Origin of the sequence: Lacisediminihabitans sp. H27-G8 (assembly GCF_046156175.1) — a bacterium.
Lineage (GTDB): Bacteria > Actinomycetota > Actinomycetes > Actinomycetales > Microbacteriaceae > Lacisediminihabitans.
Genome location: NZ_JAYLVL010000002.1, coordinates 780,961 through 800,564, shown reverse-complemented (window position 1 = coordinate 800,564; position 19,604 = coordinate 780,961). Strand labels below are relative to the sequence as shown.

The following is a 19,604-nucleotide window of genomic DNA, read 5'->3' as shown; positions in this document are numbered from 1 at the left end:
ATCGGGAAACGGTGGGGTTTGCCGGAAGAATCGTCCGGTTGACCGGAGTGCAGCGGTCGCGTCGAAGGCGGAGTGTCAGTAGGGACATCAACTATCGAGCAAGGGAGCTGCAATGGCCACCATCACCGTGGGCGAAGAGAACTCGGCACCGATCGAGTTGTACTACGAAGACCACGGCAGCGGCCGCGCGGTAGTGCTGCTTGCGGGCTGGCCGTTCGACGCCCGATCGTGGGAGCCGCAACTGCACCCCCTGCTCGCTGCAGGCTACCGCGTCATTACCATCGACCGGCGCGGGTTCGGCCGATCCAGTGCACCGACCACGGGGTATGACTTCGACACACTCAGCGCCGATGTCGAGGTGCTTATCCGGACCCTGGATGTGCACGATGCCAGCCTTGTGGGATTCTCGCTTGGCACGGGTGAGGTCGCGAGATACATCGGTCGTTTCGGCACAGATCGGCTGCGCAGCGTGGTGCTCATCGAAAGCCTGACGCCGACGTTCGCGCAGAGCCCTGACAATCCCAAGGGTGTCGACGAGGCAGGAGTCCAGGGCGTACAGCAGGCCATCGTTGAAGACCGATTCGCATGGCTGACGGGCATGATGGGGAATTTTCTGAATCTCGATGAATATCAGGGGAACCGCGTCAGCGAGGATACCGTGCGGGCGATGTGGTCTGCCGGCGCCGACGCATCCCCCTACGCGACCTGGGCCTGCCCGCAGACGTGGCTGGAGGACTTCGATGCCGATCTCGAACGATTCGACGTGCCGACGCTGATCCTTCACGGAACCGCGGACCGCATCCTGTCCATCGACGGGCAGGGACTGCGCGCCCACGAGGCGCTGCCGGCGGCCCGCTACGTGGAGATCGACGGAGGGCCGCACATCAACCCTGTCACTCACACGGCGGAAGTGAATCAGGAACTGCTCCGGTTCCTGGTGGACCCGTCGTAGCGGAATGACCCTTTCGGTCCGGATCGGCCACCTGACCCGGCCTGGTCCAGAACTCCCCATCACTTCTCAACTTCGAACTACCCTCAATCGAACGGAATTCTCATGGTTACTGTGATCCTCGTCCATGGTGCATTCGCCGATTCCGACAGCTGGAACGGCGTAATCACCCCGCTGAGTGACGACGGCCATCGCATCATCGCTTACGCCAACCCCCTCCGCGGTATCGTCAGCGACGCCGCTCCACTGGTCGACCTCATCACGACGCTGGATGGCCCGGTCCTGCTCGTCGGGCATTCCTACGGCGGTGCCGTTATCACCGGAGTCGACGCCGGGGCAGGTGACATCATTGGCGCGGTCTACGTCGCCGGTTTTGCCCTGCAATCCGGCGAGAGTCCGGCGACGGCATCGGCGCTCGTACCCGGATCTACCCTGGCCGACACCCTGGTCGAGGTTCCGTTGATGTCAGGTGGCGCCGACCTGTACATCGATCAGGACAAGTACTGGCAACAGTTCTGCGCGGACCTGCCGGAAGATCAGGCTGCGATGATGTCCGTCACCCAGCGCCCTGTGACCGTCGCTGCGTTGAACGATCCGCTGATTGGCGAACCTATCTGGAAGTCAGTTCCGAGCTGGTTCGTCTTCGGCGAAGAAGACCGCAACATTCCCGCCGGAGCGCACCATGCCATGGCCGACCGTGCTGGCGCACGCAGAATTGTGCAGTTCCCGGGCGCGTCCCACGTCGTCGGGATCTCCCACCCGGCGGAAGTGGTGAAGATCGTGCGAGAGGCCATCGCGTCAGCCGACTGATCACAAGCAGGAAGACGAACCACTGACTGCGGAGAGGCACCATGAATCCAGAAGCGATCGTTGGGTGGGTTGTGGTCTTCGTCTTGCTCGCCGTCACGGTCGCGGGGCTTGCCAGACGTTTTAGTTGGTCAGCGCCAGTGCTTCTCGTGGCAATCGGCGCGGGTATCTCCTTTATCCCTGGCGTGCCGACAGTGCAGCTTGAGCCGGAATTCGTTTTGTATGGAGTCGTGCCAGCGCTGCTGTTCGCCGCTGCCTTCGGGACCTCTGTCGTGGATGTGCGCGCGCGACGTGACCCCATCGTGCAACTGTCCGTCGGGCTAGTCGTTTTCACCGTTATCACCGTCGGGTGGGTCACCCACCTATTGCTGCCGACGATAGGGCTTGCGGCCGCCTTCGCGTTCGCCGCAGTCGTGTCTCCCACCGATGCCAGCGCAGTCACAGCGATAGCCGGCCGGCTCAAGCTACCCCGCCGCGTTGTGACCGTTCTCGAAGGAGAGAGCCTCCTCAACGATGCAACTGCGCTCGTACTTCTGAACACCGGCATCGCCTCGATAGTCTCGGTCACCAGCCCCGGGCACGTCGCGGCGGACCTCGCGCTCGCCATCGTGGGAGGCGTAGGAGTCGGCTTGGCAGTCGGGTGGCTGATGGCCACGATCCGAAGCCGGCTTCGAGCCCCCGTCCTCGACACCAGCCTCACTCTGATCACCCCCTACTTCGCATTCATCGCCGCCGACGCCATCCACGGGTCCGGTGTGCTCGCCGTCGTCACCTCTGCGCTCTACCTCGGATTCAGATCTCCGGAGGTGCAGTCGGCAGAGGCACGCGTCGCTGAAGCCGTCAATTGGCGCACTGCGTCGTTCCTGATCGAAAACGCCGTCTTCCTGTTCATCGGCTTGAACACGGCAGCCATAGTCCGTGGAGCGGCGACAGAACTTACCGGGTGGGGCACAGTAGGCGTCTGTGCGGCGGTGATCGGAACACTCTTCAGCGCCAGATTCGCATTCATTTTCGCGATGGTCGGCATCTTCAAGCACGGTACGAAGTACATGCGAACGCAGGACCTGCGCTGGAAGAACGCCACGATCATCTCCGCCGCAAATGTGCGCGGCGTCATCACCCTCGCCGCAGCGTTCCTCTTGCCACCAGAGACCCCGGGCCGATCACTATTGCAACTGATGGCATTCGTCGTGGTCGTAATATCACTATTCACCGGTCTGCTGCTCCCCCGGCTCGTCACGTTACTGAACCTGGCCCCTCCGGACGACATGAGGGAGCACTCCGCCTGGGAGGAATTGATGGCTCAGGCCCAGGCCCGCGGGCTCGAACGTCTCGAGGTCGAGGTAACTGACCGCGACCATGCCCGCGTTGTGGATCAGTTGCGCGTCAACGCAACCCTCATCACAGACTCGATACTCCTCGAGACCGATCAGAACGAAAAATTGCTGATGACCTATCAGCGGCTTCGGCAGGTCATGATTCGGGCGGAACGCCAGTACGTCATCTCAGCGAGGAGGCAACACCTGTTCCCAGAGAGTGTGGTCGCCGCGGCGCTGCGGTCCATCGACATCGAGGAGCTGTCCTTGCGCGCCGCGCCTGTGCTCGACGAAATCGAAAGATCTCCCCGTTCAGATTGGGGTGAGCGGATGCCTCGTCGTCGAGGCCGCAGTGGTCCGAAACGGTCACGATCGGAAGGAGTCGACCGATGAGTCGTCAGTACGGCTGTATCGCTTTCACCAATGATGTCCGCCGAGTGCAGAAGGACTACGGCAGCGCCGAGTTCTACGCTCGGATGGCCCGCGAAGGGCACAACAACGCCCAGGTCGATGCGCTAGGAGCACGAGAAGTGAGCTTCCTGGAGGAACGCGACGGGTTTTACGTGTCGACAGTGAGCCAGACGGGTTGGCCTTATGTGCAGTTCCGGGGAGGGCCACCCGGATTCGTTTCCGTTCTGGACGAACACACGATTGCATGGCCCGAGTACAGAGGCAATCTGCAACACGTCTCCACCGGCAATCTGGCCGGTGGCGATCGTGTCGCTCTTATCGCCGTCGACTACCCGGATCGGCGGAGACTGAAACTATTCGGGATGGCGCGAGTTGTCCGGGCAGAAGATGACCCTGCCCTCATCTCGTCGCTCAGAACCCCGGGTTACGACGCTCTCATAGAAGCCGGCATTGTCGTCGCTGTGACCGCGTTCGACTGGAATTGCCCTCAACACATCCCACAACGATTCACCACAGAACAGGTTGAGAAACTGATCGCTCCATTCCGGGAACGCATCCACGCACTGGAGGCGCAGATCGCTGACTCTGCAACGCTGGCCCTGGAATGAAGCTGCCCCCGGTGCTGCTTTGCGCGGATGGGCCCGCGCAAAAGCCGAGAGCGACGTCATGAAAGAGTCCCGAATCCAATGCGAAACGGCTCAGGCCCGCCGATGATCGAGGGATCTGTCCATCCGCCCGGGCGTCGAATTCCGGCGAACCATACGATTTTTGAGCGTCGCTCAAAGCACACCGTGGTGATGGGCCTTTCAGTATTGGTTGTCGACGATGATGAAGGGTTCCGCGGATTGGCGAGAAGAATCCTGACCGAATGCGGCTATCGCGTCGAGGGCGAGGCGCGTAATGTATCGGATGCGCTCACGCAAATGGCGCGCCACAGGACGGACGTCGTCCTCCTCGATGTCGGGTTGCCCGACGGAGACGGACTCGAGTTGAGCAGGCTGATCACCACACCGCCCTCGACCGTCCGCGTCGTCCTCGTCTCGGCTGACTGCGATGCCACATCCGCGCACGACGCGACCGACGCGGGAGCGACCGGTTTCGTCCCCAAGAGCGAGCTGTCGTGCGGAGTTCTTACCGCCTTACTTCACACCGGCTGAGGTGCGATGGACACTTCGGTGGCTCACCCGATACGGGTCTCGGTAGGGGAAGACGACCTACTTCTCCGAAAGGGTATAGTTCGCGTTCTCGGCGACGCTGGACTCGAAGTAGTTGCGGAAACTGGAGACGCGGCCGAGCTGCTCAACGTCACACTGGCCTACCGTCCGGACGTGGCCGTCGTCGACATCAGAATGCCTCCTCATGATCACGGAGATGACGGACTCAGGGCTGCGATCGAACTCCGACATCGACTTCCGGAGATGGGGGTGATGGTCCTGACTCAATACGACGACCCCGAGTATGCACTTGCCCTGATCAACGACCGAGCGGAGGGTGCCGGCTACCTTCTGAAGGAGCGCGTCGGAGACGTCCATGAATTCACGGAAGCGGTCATCCGCGTGGCGCACGGGGGAAGTGCTCTCGACCCCGCCATAGTCGCCCGAATGATGCGTCCGCGCAGAGTTCCGGAGTCGCTCGCGCGTCTTACCGACCGCGAACTTGCCGTCCTGAAAGCGATGGCTGGGGGCCAGTCGAATTTCGGCATCGCAAAAACCCTCCTCGTCAGCAACGCGGCGGTCGAAAAGCACGTCACGTCGATCTTCCGAAAGCTGGACCTCGCCCCGGAGGCGACTGGCCATCGACGGGTGCAGGCAGTCTTACGCTTCTTCACTACTCAAGGGACTTAGCCAGTGGATTCTGCCGACAGGATGCCGCCTTCCGTCGGTCACGTGACCCCCCTCACCCCGCTGAGAGAGCTCGAGCTTCGACGACTCGTAGACGAAGAGCAATCACTCCGGAATGTCGCAACGCTCCTTGCCGCCTCCGGGCCCACCGAAGACATCCTCACCACCATCTGCCGCGAGGCCTCGGCCTTGCTCGATGGCCAGGAAGTCAGCCTGCTCCGGTTTGAAGAAGACGACACTGTGGTCTGCGTCGCCACCCATAACGGCCCGATACCACCCGGCGTTCGAGCAACTTACGGCCCGGGTTCAGTCCCTGAACGGGTGGGAACGACCAGAGCGCCGGTGCGTGCCGACGACATGGAGGAGTGGTCGGATAAAGATCTGGTTCGCCCCTTCGGCATCCGGGCCGTCGTCGCTGTCCCAGTTTTCGTCGAGGGTGCGGTCTGGGGAATGTGCTCGGCGAGTTCGCAAACCGGACCGCTCTCCCCTCGCACCGAAGCCCGGTTGGCCGGTTTCGCGCAACTGACATGGGCGGCAGTCGCTCACACTGAGGCTCGCGAGAGCCTGAGGCGACTGGCGGATGAACAAGCTGCGCTCCGGGGTGTTGCTGAGCTGGTGGCTCGCGAATCTCCCCTCCCGAATGTATTCCAGGCCGTCGTCGAAGCGGCTGCCCGGGTCTACGAGGCTGAGGTTCTACTCGCCGAAGGAGATGAGAAGCAACCGACCGGACAACGAACGCTCGCACATGCAGGGAATTCCCCCGAGACCGAATCCCGCATCGCTCGAGTCCCAATCCTGATCGACGACGAAGCATGGGGAACACTTCAGGTGACATTGCCCGCTTCGTTCGGGCATATAACGGAGGAACATCTCAAGGCATTCGCTGACCTCGCCGCGGCGGCAATCTCGAACGCCGACCATCGGGAGAAACTCACAGAGTCTCGCGCCCGCGTCATCGCAGCAGCGGACGAAGCCCGGCGGCGACTGCAACGCGACGTCCACGACGGCGCCCAGCAGCGCCTGATCCATGCCATCATCACCCTCAAGCTCGCCCGGGACGCCGCTGAAGAAGACCTCAGCGAACTTCTCACCGAGGCGCTGGCGAACGCCGAAGAAGCCAACCGACAGCTCCGAGACGTGGTCCGTGGGATCCTGCCCGCGTCACTCACTCGCGGCGGGCTCGCGGCCGGAATACGCTCGCTCGCCGTCGACACCGGACTATGCGTTGATCTGGACCTCAACATCCCTCGTCTGCCGACCAGCATCGAAACCACGGGCTACTTCACCGTCGCTGAGGCGATCACGAATGCGACCAAGCATGCTCACGCAAGTCGGATTCGAGTGTCTGGAAAAATCTCGGACTTCAACGAACTGATCCTGATCGTCGAAGACGATGGTGTCGGCGGCGCCGAACTTCTGCGAGGAACCGGGCTCTTAGGACTTAGCGATCGGATCGAAGCTAGTCACGGCGTACTAACCATCACCAGCCCAGCGGGTAGAGGTACTCGCGTCACTGCAAGCATTCCCGTGCCCGGTAGCGCTGACTGAGCGGATTACGTGCGAATTGTGGGCAATTGTGGGCAAATGCGCCAACAAATTAATGCGATATAGGCTTTGATCAGCATTTTTAGTGCGGAGGGCTAGGGATTCGAACCCTAGAGACATTTCTGCCCACCAGTTTTCAAGACTGGCTCCATCGGCCGCTCGGACAGCCCTCCTGAAGTACGGATCGAGCTTAGCCGACAGGCCGACCGGCGCGGCCCGGCGCGGCTGGCTCAGCACGACGCGGCTCAGCACGGCATCCGGTATCCATTCGACTCGGGAGACGATGCCGGTTTCGAGGCTCACAGGTCGCATCTACTCCCGACTCGTTTACGAGAGGGCGCCTAAAGAAGAATGCGCCCGCGCGCCCACACCGGGGCGAGACTCAGAACGTCCGGAACAGCTCCGCGATGCCGTCGTCGAGATCCGAGAGAGTGACCTCATTCGCGACGGCGAGCACCTCGTCCGGGGCCTGGCCCATCGCGACCCCGCGGCCCTCGCCGGAAGCCCAGCGCAGCATGTCGATGTCGTTGCGTCCATCGCCCACCGCGATCACCCGCGAGCGCGGGATGTCGAGCCACTCGCGCACCCGCTCCAGGGCGGTCGCCTTGTTGACGCCGTCCGGAGCGATGTCGAGCCAGGCCGTCCAGCCCACGTTGTAGGTGACCTTGTGCAGCCCCATCTTCTCCACGATGGAGAGGAAGTCCTCGATCTGGTGCTCTGGCGAAATGACGACGACGCGTGTCGCCAGGTGTGCGCCGAGCTGCTCGAACGGCACCTGCTCGCTCGTGGCCCCGAGGGCCGAGTCGGGAAAAGAGCCGGTGTAGCGGTAGAAGCCCTCCTCGTCTTCCACCGCGTAGCTCGCACCTCCGAGGCTCTCGCGGATGGTGGCGAGCACCTCGGTCGGATCGAACGCGTCGACGGCGATGCGGGAATAGCCGCTGGGGGCCTCGGCATCGCGTCCGAGGGTGATCGCGCCGTTGGAGCAGACCACGTAGTGGGGGGTCAGCTGGAACTGCTCCAGCACCGGAAGGGTCATCGACACCGATCGTCCGGTGGCGAGCATCACCTCGTGGCCGGCATCGCGCACGCGCTGAACCTCGGCGATCACCTCCTCGGAGACGACGCCGTCCTCGCGCATCAGGGTGCCGTCGATGTCGAGCGCGACCAGCCAGGGCTCCGTCACGCGACCGGCTCCATCAATTCGAGGCCGCCGAGGTACGGCTGGAGGGCGGGCGGCACGCGCACCGAGCCATCCGACTGCTGGTGGGTCTCGAGAATGGCGACGAGCCAGCGGGTGGTGGCCAGCGTGCCATTGAGGGTGGCGACCGGCGTGGTCTTGCCCGATTCGAGGCGGTAACGGATGTCGAGGCGCCTGGCCTGGAAGGTGGTGCAGTTGCTCGTGGACGTGAGTTCCCGATACTCGCCCTGAGTGGGCACCCAGGCTTCGATGTCGAACTTGCGGGCGGCGCTGGATCCGAGATCCCCGGCAGCCACATCGATCACCCGATAGCTGAGGCCGCACGCCTGCAGCATGGACTCCTGGAACGAGACGAGCCTCTCGTGCTCGGCTTCGGCATTCTCCGGCAGCACGTAACTGAACATCTCGAGCTTGTTGAACTGGTGCACGCGCAGGATGCCGCGGGTATCGCGGCCGCCCGAACCGGCTTCGCGGCGATAACAGGTGGACCAGCCGGCGTAGCGGGCGGGGCCGGCGGAGAGGTCGACGATCTCATCGGAGTGGAATCCGGCGAGCGCCACCTCGCTGGTTCCGGTGAGATAGAGGTCGTCGGCGGGGAGGTAGTAGATCTCGTCGGAGTGGGCGCCGAGGAATCCGGTGCCGTCCATGATCTCCGGCCGCACCAGAGTCGGGGTGATGAGCGGCTCGAAGCCCTCGGACAGCGCCTTGTCGAGGGCCAGGTTCATCAGCGCGATCTCGAGGCGCGCGCCGATGCCGCGCAGGAAGTAGAAGCGGCTGCCCGAGACCTTGGCGCCGCGAGTCATGTCGATGGCGCGGAGCTTCTCACCGAGCTCGAGGTGATCCCGCGGCTCGAAGTCGAACACCGGCTTGTCGCCGACCTCCCGAAGGGTGACGAAGTTCTCTTCGCCACCGGCCGGTACGCCGTCGATGATGGGGTTGGCGATGCCGCGAACCGAGCGGGTGAATTCCGCTTCGGCATCCGCCGCCACCTGGGCGAGTTCCTTCACGCGGGCGGCGAGCCCCTGGGCCTCGCCAAGCAGCCGGGTCTTCTCCTCCCCTGTCGCCTGGGCGACCTGCTTGCCCAGGGTCTTCTGAGTCGCCCGAAGGCTCTCCGACTCGGAGATGGCGGACCGTCGCTTCACATCGGCGTCCACGGCCACGTCGACGAGCCCGTCGGACTCACCTCGCGCCCGTTGCGATGCCTTGAAAACCTCGGGATTGTCACGGAGAAGCTGCGGATCAATCACCCCTCCAGTCTATTGAGCAATGCCGTACCGTAGAGCACGTGACCGCCGCCCCGCAGCCCGAAGACCACCACGCCGCCGTCATCTACAACCCGATCAAGGTGGACCTGGCGAAGCTGGAAGCGCATGTCGCCGAGGCCGAGGCGGCTGCCGGCTGGGGCACGACCCAGTGGTACTCCACTTCGGTTGAGGATGCCGGGCAGAGCGTGACGAAGACGGCGCTCGACCAGGGCGCCGCCGTCGTGCTCGCCGCCGGCGGGGACGGCACCGTCCGCGCAGTGGCCGAGGCCCTGCGTGACTCGGGGGTACCGATCGCTCTCATCCCCTCTGGCACCGGCAATCTACTCGCCCGCAACCTCGAGCTGACCCTCACCGACCAGGCGGCGTCGATCAGTGCCGCGTTCACCGGGATCGACCGCCAGATCGACCTCGGGATCGCCGAGATCAAACGGGCCGACGGCACTTCGGAAGAGCACGCCTTCCTCGTGATGGCGGGCCTCGGCCTCGATGCGAAGATGATCGCGCTCACGAACCCCAAGCTCAAGAAGGCGGTCGGATGGCTCGCCTACATCGATGCCGGAGTGCGCGCCCTGCCCGACCTCAAGCCCGTGAAGTTGCGCTTCAGCATCGACGGGGCGCCGGAGCGCACGACGAGCGTTCACACGATCATCGTCGGCAATTGCGGCGCCCTGCCCGGAGGCATCCTTCTGATGCCGGAGGCGAAGCCCGACGACGGCGTGCTCGACATCGCCGCGCTCAAGCCGAGCGGGCCATTCGGCTGGGTCAAGGTGTGGAACAAGGTGGCCTGGGAGAACGGCGTGCTGCGCAAGAGCGCGCTCGGCCGGTCGATCATCGACCTGACCACGGATGTGAAAGACGTGCTCTACGCGACCGGCAAAGACCTGCGGATGACGGTGGAGCAGCCCCAGGAGTTCCAGCTCGACGGCGACGAGTTCGGCGAGGCGAAGTCCGTGCACGCGTGGGTGGACCCGGGAGCGCTCACGGTGAAGGTTCCGGCGTAGATTCTTCGTCGTCGGGGGATGCTCCGGTCCATCGAACGGCTCGCACGAAGAGGAGTCCGGCGGTCGAGGCCAGGCAGACGAGAGCGAAGATCGACGCCGCCGAGGACGCGATCTGCGCCAAGACCACCGGCCAGGGCACCGCGGAGTCGGTGTTGCTGAAGCTCTGCGGAGAATCGGCGTTGTACCAGCACAGTGCGATGGCGGCCACAAAGAGGATCCCGATGCTCACGATGAGCACGCGTTCCCCGCCTCTCATGGGCGCCGGTGCCTCCGCACCGCGAGCCAGAATGCGTAGCCGACCAGGGAGGCCAAGCCGACAGTGATGAGCGGAGGACCAAAGACGTAGGACAACACGACGGTGAGTCGCCTCTCGACGGAATTGTCGGGCGCCAAGGCGCCGGAGTACGACCAGACGAACTGGGAGACAAGCAGCCAGGCGCCGAACCCGATGAACCCGATCGCAACAACCGGGATCGCGAGCACGTAGGGGTTTCGACGCCGCTGAGCCTCCTCCGGCTCGGCGATGTCCGGAGCGGAGACCGGCGCGTCGGGCGCGACCCCGGATTCGACCGGCATGGTCGCGATGGGCGGCATCCCGACCTTGTCCGGCTCATCCACTCGCGGTGTAGCGACGAGAGGGACCGGCGCCGCTGCCCCGCGATAGCCGCGCTGGAACTCCGCCCGGTAGCGAGGGTCCATCGACGGTGATTCGCTCTCCATGCCCCCATCATGCTCGATTCTCGAGAGTTCGTCACTACGCCGTGCCGTGACTACTGCGCCGTCCGGCCTAGGCGAGCAGCGATGGGCTCGCCACCCGCTCCGGATGCAGCAGACGCGCCAGCACGACGGCCGCCCCGGCCACCCCGAGGAACAGCGACACACTCCCCTCCGCGCGCACCCCGGACGGCCACTCGAGCGGATCGGCCGGAAGGGCGCCGACGATCGTCTCGGCGAATCGACGGGCGGCCTCGAGGTGCCGGGGCGCTCCGCGCTCCGCGGCGAGCACGAGCACGTCGAGCGAGGCGCCGAGCCCGTGGCAGAGGGTAAGGCCGCCGAGCAGTGCGGCATCCCCGAATCGCGGGACTGATGCCGCTGCCCGGGCCAGCTCCGTTCCGCAGGCCTGCACCGCAGCCTCCGCCTCCGCACGCACGGAGGTCGCGACCGAGCCGAGGTCGAGCCCGGCGTCTTCGAGCTGCAACAACCGCAGTCGCGTCGCGCCGATGCCGGCGCCACCGTGGCACCACATCGTCGGGAAGCCGGCCTCGTCGCTGCGAAGGTCCGGCCAGCCCCCGGCGATCGGGTCGAACCATGCGGCCTCCCAGCGCAGGGTGTCCCGCAACAGTGGGAGGGCGACATCCGCAGTGCGTTCGTCGCTGAACGCGGCCTCGGCGAGCGCGAGCGCGATGCCGCTGTTGCCGTGCGCGAGACCGAGCAGCGGGCGGGCGGCGCGGTCGTCGATCGCGAGCGGATCCGCCCAGCACACGCCCACCGGATGCCGGGTGGCGCGGGCGGCGAGAAGGGTGACGGCATCGGAGGTGCGAGATCCGAGACTACGGGACTGAGCGAGAAGGAGCCCGGCGAGTCCGCTCGTCAGGTCGGTCGCCGGCACGTCGGTGCTCGCCTTCGCGAGGGCGTTGCCAGCACCACCGGCCCCACCGGCACTCTCCGCCGCCAGCACCACGCCGGTCGCACTGTCGAGCAGTCCGCCGAACGGCTGCCCGTCGACCGCACGCAGCGCCGAGGCCGCGGCTCGGTGCGCGAGGTCGGCGAGGTCACTGCGGTCGGTCGCTCTGGCGAGCTGGGCCAGCGCCCACGCCACCCCGGCATCCCCGTCATAGAGGTTCGTGCGGCCGCCGACGAGGTGGGCGGGACTTCCCTGCGTATCCAGCTCCCAGCTGAGCCACCCGACCCGGGTGCCGTCGTCGATCACGGTCGAGAGGAGGGCGTCGATGCAGCCGTCGAGAGCCGCCTCCAGAATCGCGCTCACGGTCCCACCTCTTCGGCGACAACCGCAGCAGGAACGGCCCGGCGATGCGGATGCGACGGATCCAGGCCCGCCCGCACGAAGGCTGTCTCGACCGCGGCGAGCGGGTAGTCCACCGCGTCGATGAGGGCACGGGCCACCAGCGCACACCGCTCCTCCCCGAAGCTGAGGCCGTTCGCCGGATCCTCCGACCAGCTGATGCCCGGGGCGATCCACTCGGTGAAGGGAGGTCCGGGCACCCAGCGCACGAGGCCCTGCGCCCGCTCGGCGAGCAAGGAGCGCAGGTCGACTTCCGCGTCTCCGAGATAGACGACCACGGCATCCGCGCGGTTGATCGAGTACGGGTCGATGCCCGCCTTGAACATCCAGGGGGTGCGCGCGGTCGCGAGCACTCCGGACAGTGCGGCGACAAGGTCGGGGAGGAGCTCGAGCTGAGGTGCGAGATACAGCCGGGACAGCCCGGGGCCGACGGTGCGCGGATCCCAGCCCCCGCCCCAGGTGCGCCACCACCCGTTCGCGACGGCGGCGCCGAACCGGGACAGCACCGTGAGGTGTTCGCCGACCGTCGGGATCAGGCCGAAGTCCGGTGACCCGTCGGCGTGGAGGTATTCGCCCCGGGTCGCCGCGTGCAGGGACCCATCGTCGCGACGCACCACCGCGATTCCGGCGGCTCCGCGGCGGACGACCGTGGAGTCGGTGACCAGTCGGGTGCCGGCGTGCGCCTCCCTCAGCATTCCGGCGAGGGGTGGCCAGCTCGGATCGACCACTTGCGTCTCACCGACCGGCGCCGCGTACCAACCGCCGTAGAGAGCCCCCGCCAGGTCTTCGGCGGAGAGGCTCGGAGTCTCGACGAGGAGGTCGAGGCCGAGTCGGATGCCCCGCTCCAGCCGGGCGCGAAGGTCGGGTGGGAACGACGCGGTCACGGCGCCACCGCCGCCGTACTCGAGGGTAGCGCCGTGCTCGAGGCTGCCGCCGCGCCTATCGGCAAGTCGGCGGCGTGTGCCCGCGCCCGGTCGAGCCAGGCGTCGACCTCTGCGGAGACGTCGTCGTGGGGCTGGGGCATCGCGGGGTGTCGTGCGGCCCACCCCGGGGCCATGGCCACCTGCCACGCGGTGAGAAGGGCGCGGACGCAGGCGAGCGCCGGATCGATCAGCCCACTCCCTCCGCCGGCGCGGTAGGCCCCGGCCAGGGCATCACCCGCGGCGGACGCGGTCGCCTCGTCGTACGCGAGCGACTGCACCATCGTGACGGCGCAGACGAGATCCCAGGACGGATCCCCCCGCCCCCCGGCTTCGAAGTCGATGAGAGTCAGACCGATCTCGTCGCCCGCGGGAGACGCGACGACGAGATTGCCGGCCGACAGGTCGCCATGGATGAGGTGGTCGCGCGTCCAGTTCGCCGCGGCGACGCGGAGAGCTCCGCGGATCACCGGCTCGGCCAGCGCGGCGAGCACGGAGTGAAGGGTGGCCGAGCCATCCGTCGCCATCGACGGCGGAAGCGAGTCCGGTTCGAGGGCCCACGGCCGAGGGGCGTTCGGGCACCCCTCGGCCAGGGCGGTCAGGTGCAGCTCGGCGAGCGCCGCGCCGGTCGCCCGAGCCGCGGCGATCAGCGACAACGGGTCCTGGGCGAATCCGGCGAGGTCGGTGCCGGGCACGGCGACCGTCCAGAGGCCCGGACCGAGCACGGCGAGCAGGCGGGGCGCGAACCGGCGACCCTGCAGCATCCGCAGCACCGCCCGTTCGTTTTCGATCGCGTCGTCGCCGTCGAGCTGCGAGGCGAGGCCGCGCTGCTTGACGAAGACGACCGGGACGTCGTGCCTGTCGAACCGGTGAACGACGTTGCTCCGGGACTGGGGCACGACGGTGACCGATCCGTCCAGCACGTCTGAGGCGTGGAGGAGCCCGGATCGGATCGCCGCGGCCGCGAGTCCCGGAGCGGTGGTCATTCCGTGCCCTCGTCCGACAGGTCCTCGAGTGCCGCGAGGTACCCGGCCCAATAGGTGGTGTCGTCCGGGAACTCCCCGGTCGAGTACTGCCCGGCATCGGGGTCGGAGTAGTCGGCCTGGAAGCCGGGAATCCGTCCCCCCGGGATCTCGATCGGCCCACCGGGGTTGAACGGATCGAAGGGATCGTTGCACGCCCGCGAGAAGATCGGGCCGGGCGGGCAGGCCGGGCGGCTATAAACCACCTCGCAGATCGGGGTGCGGGTGATCCGGCAGGTGATCGGCCTCGTCGGGAGGCAGATCACGGACCGCGTGACCCGGCACAGCAGCGGTGACCGAGTGAGGCAGGTGGTGATCACCCGGGTCGGGCAGAGCACCGGGATCCGGGTCGGCGGCAGGGAGATGATGCGCACGATCAGGTCGACGCCCATCGTGTCGAGCGCCGTCGCGATCGGGTTCGCGAAGGTCATCGAGCCATCGTTGGAGCCCGCGAAGAGCAGGCCCACGACATGCCGGCTCGCGTTCACGACCATCGATCCGGAGTCGCCGTGGTCCGAAAACCGCGTCGATTTGGTCGTGTCCGTGTTGATTCGCAGCTGGTGCTTCAGCGTTCGCACACCGATAGCTCCGCCGTAGTTGACGCTCGCGGTGAAGTCGGTCGATGCGACACTGCCGTAGGTGAGCTCGGTCGTGCGGCCGCGCTTGCGCACCGGCTGCCCGACGATGGCGGTCGCCTGCCCTGCCACGTTTCCGATGTCTCGGATGCTCGGCTCCCAGGCCTTCCCGGCGTCGAGGGCGACGACCGCGGCATCCACCTGGTCCGTGAGCGAGCCGCGGGCGAGGCTGCCGAACTGCACCGCGGATCCTCCCCCGTCCGGGATGGAGGGCTGCACCATCCGGTCCCCGGCGGTCCAGGTGTTGTCGAGACAGGCCACGTGGAAGTTGGTGAGCGCCATGGTGGCCCCCGATGCGCGGTCGCGCACGAGTGCGCCAAGGGTGCCGGAGAAGACGTACTGTCCGCTCGTCGGCACATCCGGTGGGTCGAGGTTGATGCTGCGCACCGGCCCCATGCTGATGCCACCGGTAAGCGTCGGATAGACCGTGGCATCCACGAACGCGGATCCGTCCGCGAGCTCGCGGGCGGGCTGCAGTTCAATTGTCAGCTCCTTGACATCCGTCTTGATGCCGTCGATCTCGGAGGGAATGAGCTGGTCCTTGGGCAGCGAGCTCTTCGGCTTCTTCCTGTCGACGTAGACGACGATGCTGAGCTCGCCGGTGTTCACCCCTTTCGACACCTTGTGGCCGATGTCGACGGCGACGACACCCGGCTGGGCGATCAGCGCGTCTTCGACTCGCTCCTTCACCGGGCGGATGGCCGCTCGGGCTTCGTTCTCTGGCTCGGGCGCCATGAGTCACTCCTCCATACGGGCGGCCCCACGGGTTGGAGTCGCTACCAGTACAAGAGGACGAAACCGGCGGTGAGATACCTCGCCGCCGAAGATACCCGGATGGCTTAGGACTCGAGCGACTCGAGCCACTCGCGGGCGGCGGTGAAGGCCCGATCGTCGTAGCGCGGAGTCACCGTGATGGCCAGTTTGTCGGCGCGGGGATACGACCCGAGGAAGGTCACGTTCGGGCTGAATCGTTTGAGCCCGAGCAGGGCATCCGCCACCCGTTCGTCATGGAGGTGGCCGTCGAGGTCGATCACGAAACGGTAGCGCCCGAGGGCGTCGCCGATCGGGCGGGAGGCGAGCAGGCTCATGTTGACCCCGCGGGTGGCGAACTGCTCGAGCATCTCGAGCAACCGCCCGGCCGTGTCATCCGGCAACTCCACGATCACGCTGGTCTTGTCCGAGCCGGTGGGCGCCGGCAGCCGGGTCGTGCGGCTCACGAGCACGAAGCGGGTGACGGCATGGGGGTTGTCGCCGATCTCGCGGGCGAGAACCTCGAGCGGGTAGTGGTCGGTGATCCCGGGAGGCGCGATCGCGGCATCCGCCGTCGTGTCCGACAGCAGGGAGGCCGCAGCGGCGACGTTGGAGGTGGCCGGAAGGTGACCGTGCTCCGGCAGGGTCGCGTCGAGCCAGAGGTGGCACTGTGCGTAGGCGACCGGATGCGCGTTGACGACCCGCACATCCTGCAAGCGGGTGCCGGGCCGCGCCACGAGCACGAAATTCACCGGCACGAGGTACTCGCCGATGATGCGCAGGTTGGGGATGCTGGCGAGCGCATCCTGACTCGCACTCACCCCGCCTTCGATCGAGTTCTCGATCGCGATCATCGCCGCGGTACTGCGCCCCGAGACGACGTCGTCGAGGGCCTGGCCGACGTTGTTGACCGGCTGCCAGGTCTTGCCCGCGGCATCCACAACCTGGGCGAGCGCGGCCTCGGTGAAGGTGCCAGCGGGGCCAAGGTACGAGTAGGTGTCGTCGGCGTTCGTCGGATGCGGCATAGCGCCGAGCTTATTGGCTCGCCCCCGGGCGTGACTCCTGCGGCCTGAGGGATGACGGCGAGTCAGCCTCGCGATAGGGGGCGAGCCGCCGGGCGCCACAAATATTGCCGGAGTTATGCGAAGAGAATCTGACCAGAAGGCCGCCGGATGACAGACTTGGCGCATGAATGCACGCGCCGGCCAGCCCGCCCAGGAATCCGATCTCGTCGACCTCACCGCGCTTCACGCGGCGTATTACGAACTCGTGCCGGATGTGAGCATCGCCGAGCAGAAGGTGGTGTTCGGCACCTCCGGGCATCGCGGCTCCAGTCTCGACAGCGCGTTCAACGAGACGCACATCGCGGCGATCACCCAGGCGATCGTTGAGTACCGTGCCGGCCAGGGCATCACCGGGCCGCTCTTCATCGGCGGGGACACCCACGCGCTCAGCCGCCCGGCTCAGACGACCGCCCTCGAGGTACTGGTCGCCAATGGCATCGACGCGCTCGTCGACGAGTTCGACGACTTCGTGCCGACGCCTGCGCTCAGCCACGCGATCATCAAGTACAACGCCTCCGGACCGGCCGCCAAGGCCGATGGCATCGTCGTGACCCCGAGTCACAACCCGCCCCGCGACGGCGGCTTCAAGTACAACCCGCCCCACGGCGGACCGGCCGACAGCGACGCCACCAACTGGATCGCGAACCGCGCCAACGAGATCATCGCCGAGGGCAGCCACGCCGTGAAGCGAGCCGAGCCATCCGGCGTCGGCACTTACGACTACCGCGGCAACTACGTGAACGACCTCGAGAACATCATCGATGTCGAAGCGATCAAGAAGGCGGGGGTGCACATCGGTGCGGATCCGCTCGGGGGCGCGAGCGTGCATTACTGGAGCGCGATCGCCGAACGCTACGGACTGGACCTCACGGTGGTCAATCCCGGGGTCGACCCGCAGTGGGGATTCATGACCCTGGACTGGGATGGCAAGATCCGCATGGACCCGTCCTCGGCATCCGTGATGGCGAGCGTGCTCGTGCACAAGGACGACTACGACGTGGTCACCGGCAACGACGCCGACGCCGACCGGCACGGCATCGTGACCCCGGATGGCGGGCTCATGAACCCCAACCACTACCTGGCCGTCGCGATCCAGTATCTCTACAGCCACCGGCCACAGTGGAGTCCGGATGCCGCGATCGGCAAGACCCTGGTCTCGAGCTCGATGATCGACCTCGTCGCCGACTCGATCGGTCGCCGCCTCTGGGAGGTGCCGGTGGGCTTCAAGTGGTTCGTGCCCGGACTCGTCGACGGATCCGTCGCCTTCGGCGGCGAGGAGTCGGCCGGGGCGAGCTTCCTGCGCAAGGACGGCACGGTGTGGACCACTGACAAGGACGGCATCCTGCTCGCGCTTCTCGCGAGCGAGATCATCGCCGTCACCGGCAAGTCCCCGAGCCAGCTCTATACCGAGCTCACCGAGAAGTACGGTTCGCCCGCCTACGAGCGGGTGGATGCCGTGGCCAGCAAGGCGCAGAAGGCCGCGCTCGGCAAGCTGAACGGCTCTGCGATCGAGGCGACGGAACTCGCCGGCGAGCCGATCATCGCGAAGCTCAGCGAGGCTCCGGGCAATGGTGCCGCGATCGGTGGGGTCAAGGTCGTGACGGAGCACGCGTGGTTCGCCGCCCGGCCGAGCGGCACGGAGGACGTGTACAAGATCTATGCCGAGTCGTTCCTCGGAGCAGAGCACCTCAAGCGGGTGCAGGCCGAGGCGAAGACCATCGTGGATGCGGCGCTGGGCGGCTGATTCCAGACCACCCGGTGTCGCGGCTGGGGCCTGGGCCCGGACTCGGGTCTGAGCCCGAGCCGGAGCCGGGGCGAAGCCGGGTCTCGATGCGGCCGCGGGCGGCTCAGTCGACCAGCGGAGCTCACTCGACCAGCGGAGCTCACTCGACCAGCGAGACCTACGGCGCGTAGGTCGGGGCGGCCGGCAGTGCGAAGAACTCCTCGAGCGTGGTGACACCGGTGCGCTTCATCTCTGTCGCGAGCGCGACACCGACGTAGCGGAAATGCCACGGTTCGTAGATGTATCCGGTCACCGCCGTCTTGTCTGCGGGGTACCGCAGCACGAAGCCGAACCGATAGGCGTTGGCCGCGAGCCAGGCTCCCTGGGGAGTCTGGCCGAAGCAGGCTGCGAGTGCGCAGGTGAGCGGCACGGCGCTGATGTCGGCAGCCAGCCCCGTCTGGTGCTCACTGAAGCCGGGCCGGGCACTCTGCGAATCCGCGCCGGCCTTGCCCGCGCTGGCCACGTAGCCGTTGTAGACCTTCACCTGCACGGTGTAGGAGCGGTAGGCGCTCTGCAGCTGCATCCCTCCGGCGCCCTCTGCTTTCGCCGCGGCGAACATGGTGACGATGGCGTTGGCGGCTTCGGCGCGAAGGGTGGGCGGATTCAGGTGCTGCACCGGGGTCTCGATGAGGTCCGGCGGCACGAATGTCAGGGGATTCAGCGGCCGCAGCTTGTCCGCCACCACCCAGATGCTGCTCGGGTCGTCGATCGAGAGCGCGGTCTTGTCGAAACCCGGAGGAGTCGGGGTGGGGGTCGGCGGCGTCGTCGTGACGCTCGGTTCGGGTGACGCGGGGAGAACCGACGGCGGAGTGGTCGAAACCGCCGGCGATTCGCTCGCGCAGGCCCCGAGTATCCCGGCGATCGAGAGCGCGACCAGCACCACGAGTAGTGGGCGCACCCGACGAGAAGTCACGATTCCGATAGTAACCGCGCTCCCCCCGCGGAATGGGGACGCGGATGACTTGCATGAGGCTTGCCGTGGGTGTAACTTTGCAGACCACGCAAGATTTTCTGCCACTGTTGGACGCGTGTTCCTCAGTGGCCATTTTCGTTAACTCACCCACCGCCTTAAAG

The 19,604-nt window shown here is 66.4% G+C and carries 19 protein-coding genes and 1 tRNA gene; 9 read left to right on the top strand and 11 right to left on the bottom strand.

The genetic code is table 11. The features are described 5' to 3' along the window. Positions 1-112 precede the first annotated feature (112 nt). From VLI63_RS08605 to VLI63_RS08575, 7 genes are all read left to right on the top strand, one after another. On the top strand, positions 113-952 hold the full coding sequence (locus VLI63_RS08605; protein WP_409156442.1) for an alpha/beta fold hydrolase: 840 nt from the start codon (positions 113-115) through the stop codon (positions 950-952). A 102-nt stretch (positions 953-1,054) separates the two neighbouring features. Further along, the gene (locus tag VLI63_RS08600; RefSeq protein ID WP_409156441.1) at positions 1,055-1,759 is read left to right on the top strand and encodes an alpha/beta fold hydrolase; all 705 of its coding nucleotides are present in this window, start codon (positions 1,055-1,057) and stop codon (positions 1,757-1,759) included. Between the two features lie 41 nt (positions 1,760-1,800). Next, a complete protein-coding gene (locus VLI63_RS08595) occupies positions 1,801-3,465 on the top strand; it encodes a cation:proton antiporter (RefSeq protein ID WP_409156440.1) in 1,665 nt (554 codons plus the stop codon). After that, complete coding sequence (locus VLI63_RS08590; RefSeq protein ID WP_409156439.1) at positions 3,462-4,091, top strand: pyridoxamine 5'-phosphate oxidase family protein; 630 nt, start codon at positions 3,462-3,464, stop codon at positions 4,089-4,091. Before VLI63_RS08595 ends, VLI63_RS08590 begins: the two co-directional genes overlap by 4 nt. Positions 4,092-4,193: 102 nt before the next feature. After that, positions 4,194-4,640, top strand: a complete 447-nt coding sequence (locus VLI63_RS08585; protein ID WP_409156437.1) for a response regulator — start codon at positions 4,194-4,196, stop codon at positions 4,638-4,640. A gap of 6 nt (positions 4,641-4,646) precedes the next feature. Then, positions 4,647-5,327 carry a response regulator gene (locus tag VLI63_RS08580; protein ID WP_409156436.1) on the top strand — a complete coding sequence of 227 codons (681 nt, stop codon included), beginning with the start codon at positions 4,647-4,649 and terminating at the stop codon, positions 5,325-5,327. A gap of 42 nt (positions 5,328-5,369) precedes the next feature. After that, on the top strand, positions 5,370-6,872 hold the full coding sequence (locus VLI63_RS08575; protein WP_409156434.1) for a GAF domain-containing sensor histidine kinase: 1,503 nt from the start codon (positions 5,370-5,372) through the stop codon (positions 6,870-6,872). An 85-nt stretch (positions 6,873-6,957) separates the two neighbouring features. On the opposite strand, the gene VLI63_RS08570 is transcribed toward VLI63_RS08575, so the two are convergent. The 3 genes from VLI63_RS08570 to serS all read right to left on the bottom strand — a co-directional run bounded on the left by VLI63_RS08570 (position 6,958) and on the right by serS (position 9,314). Next, positions 6,958-7,042, bottom strand: a tRNA-Ser gene (locus VLI63_RS08570). 209 nt (positions 7,043-7,251) lie between these two features. Then, on the bottom strand, positions 7,252-8,052 hold the full coding sequence (locus VLI63_RS08565; protein ID WP_409156432.1) for an HAD family hydrolase: 801 nt from the start codon (positions 8,050-8,052) through the stop codon (positions 7,252-7,254). Then, the gene (gene serS, locus VLI63_RS08560) at positions 8,049-9,314 is read right to left on the bottom strand and encodes a serine--tRNA ligase (RefSeq protein ID WP_409156430.1); all 1,266 of its coding nucleotides are present in this window, start codon (positions 9,312-9,314) and stop codon (positions 8,049-8,051) included. Before serS ends, VLI63_RS08565 begins: the two co-directional genes overlap by 4 nt. A 38-nt stretch (positions 9,315-9,352) precedes the next feature. On the opposite strand from serS, the gene VLI63_RS08555 reads away from it, so the two are divergent. Further along, the gene (locus tag VLI63_RS08555; protein ID WP_409156428.1) at positions 9,353-10,333 is read left to right on the top strand and encodes a diacylglycerol/lipid kinase family protein; all 981 of its coding nucleotides are present in this window, start codon (positions 9,353-9,355) and stop codon (positions 10,331-10,333) included. On the opposite strand, the gene VLI63_RS08550 is transcribed toward VLI63_RS08555, so the two are convergent. The 7 genes from VLI63_RS08550 to pheA form a co-directional block, all read right to left on the bottom strand. Next, positions 10,311-10,589: a hypothetical protein gene (locus tag VLI63_RS08550; protein WP_409156427.1), complete on the bottom strand. Its 279-nt coding sequence runs from the start codon at positions 10,587-10,589 to the stop codon at positions 10,311-10,313. The two genes, VLI63_RS08555 and VLI63_RS08550, sit on opposite strands and share 23 nt — an antisense overlap. Further along, positions 10,586-11,053, bottom strand: a complete 468-nt coding sequence (locus VLI63_RS08545; protein ID WP_409156426.1) for a hypothetical protein — start codon at positions 11,051-11,053, stop codon at positions 10,586-10,588. Before VLI63_RS08545 ends, VLI63_RS08550 begins: the two co-directional genes overlap by 4 nt. Before the next feature lie 67 nt (positions 11,054-11,120). Further along, positions 11,121-12,320, bottom strand: coding sequence for a lanthionine synthetase LanC family protein (locus VLI63_RS08540; protein WP_409156424.1), 1,200 nt, complete (start codon positions 12,318-12,320; stop codon positions 11,121-11,123). Next, complete coding sequence (locus VLI63_RS08535) at positions 12,317-13,240, bottom strand: T3SS effector HopA1 family protein (protein ID WP_409156423.1); 924 nt, start codon at positions 13,238-13,240, stop codon at positions 12,317-12,319. The genes VLI63_RS08540 and VLI63_RS08535 overlap by 4 nt, the downstream gene beginning before the upstream one ends. Then, entirely contained in the window at positions 13,237-14,262 is a 1,026-nt protein-coding gene (locus VLI63_RS08530; protein ID WP_409156422.1) for a phosphotransferase family protein, read from the bottom strand. Before VLI63_RS08530 ends, VLI63_RS08535 begins: the two co-directional genes overlap by 4 nt. Further along, positions 14,259-15,668 (bottom strand): hypothetical protein, encoded by a 1,410-nt coding sequence (locus VLI63_RS08525; RefSeq protein WP_409156421.1) that lies wholly within the window; start codon positions 15,666-15,668, stop codon positions 14,259-14,261. Before VLI63_RS08525 ends, VLI63_RS08530 begins: the two co-directional genes overlap by 4 nt. A gap of 104 nt (positions 15,669-15,772) precedes the next feature. Then, positions 15,773-16,708, bottom strand: a complete 936-nt coding sequence (gene pheA / locus VLI63_RS08520) for a prephenate dehydratase (protein WP_409156419.1) — start codon at positions 16,706-16,708, stop codon at positions 15,773-15,775. Positions 16,709-16,871: 163 nt separating this feature from the next. Between pheA and pgm the strand changes: the two genes are divergently transcribed. After that, complete coding sequence (pgm, locus tag VLI63_RS08515; protein WP_409156418.1) at positions 16,872-18,491, top strand: phosphoglucomutase (alpha-D-glucose-1,6-bisphosphate-dependent); 1,620 nt, start codon at positions 16,872-16,874, stop codon at positions 18,489-18,491. Positions 18,492-18,648: 157 nt separating this feature from the next. On the opposite strand, the gene VLI63_RS08510 is transcribed toward pgm, so the two are convergent. Further along, positions 18,649-19,443, bottom strand: a complete 795-nt coding sequence (locus VLI63_RS08510) for a M15 family metallopeptidase (protein WP_409156416.1) — start codon at positions 19,441-19,443, stop codon at positions 18,649-18,651. Positions 19,444-19,604 lie beyond the last annotated feature (161 nt).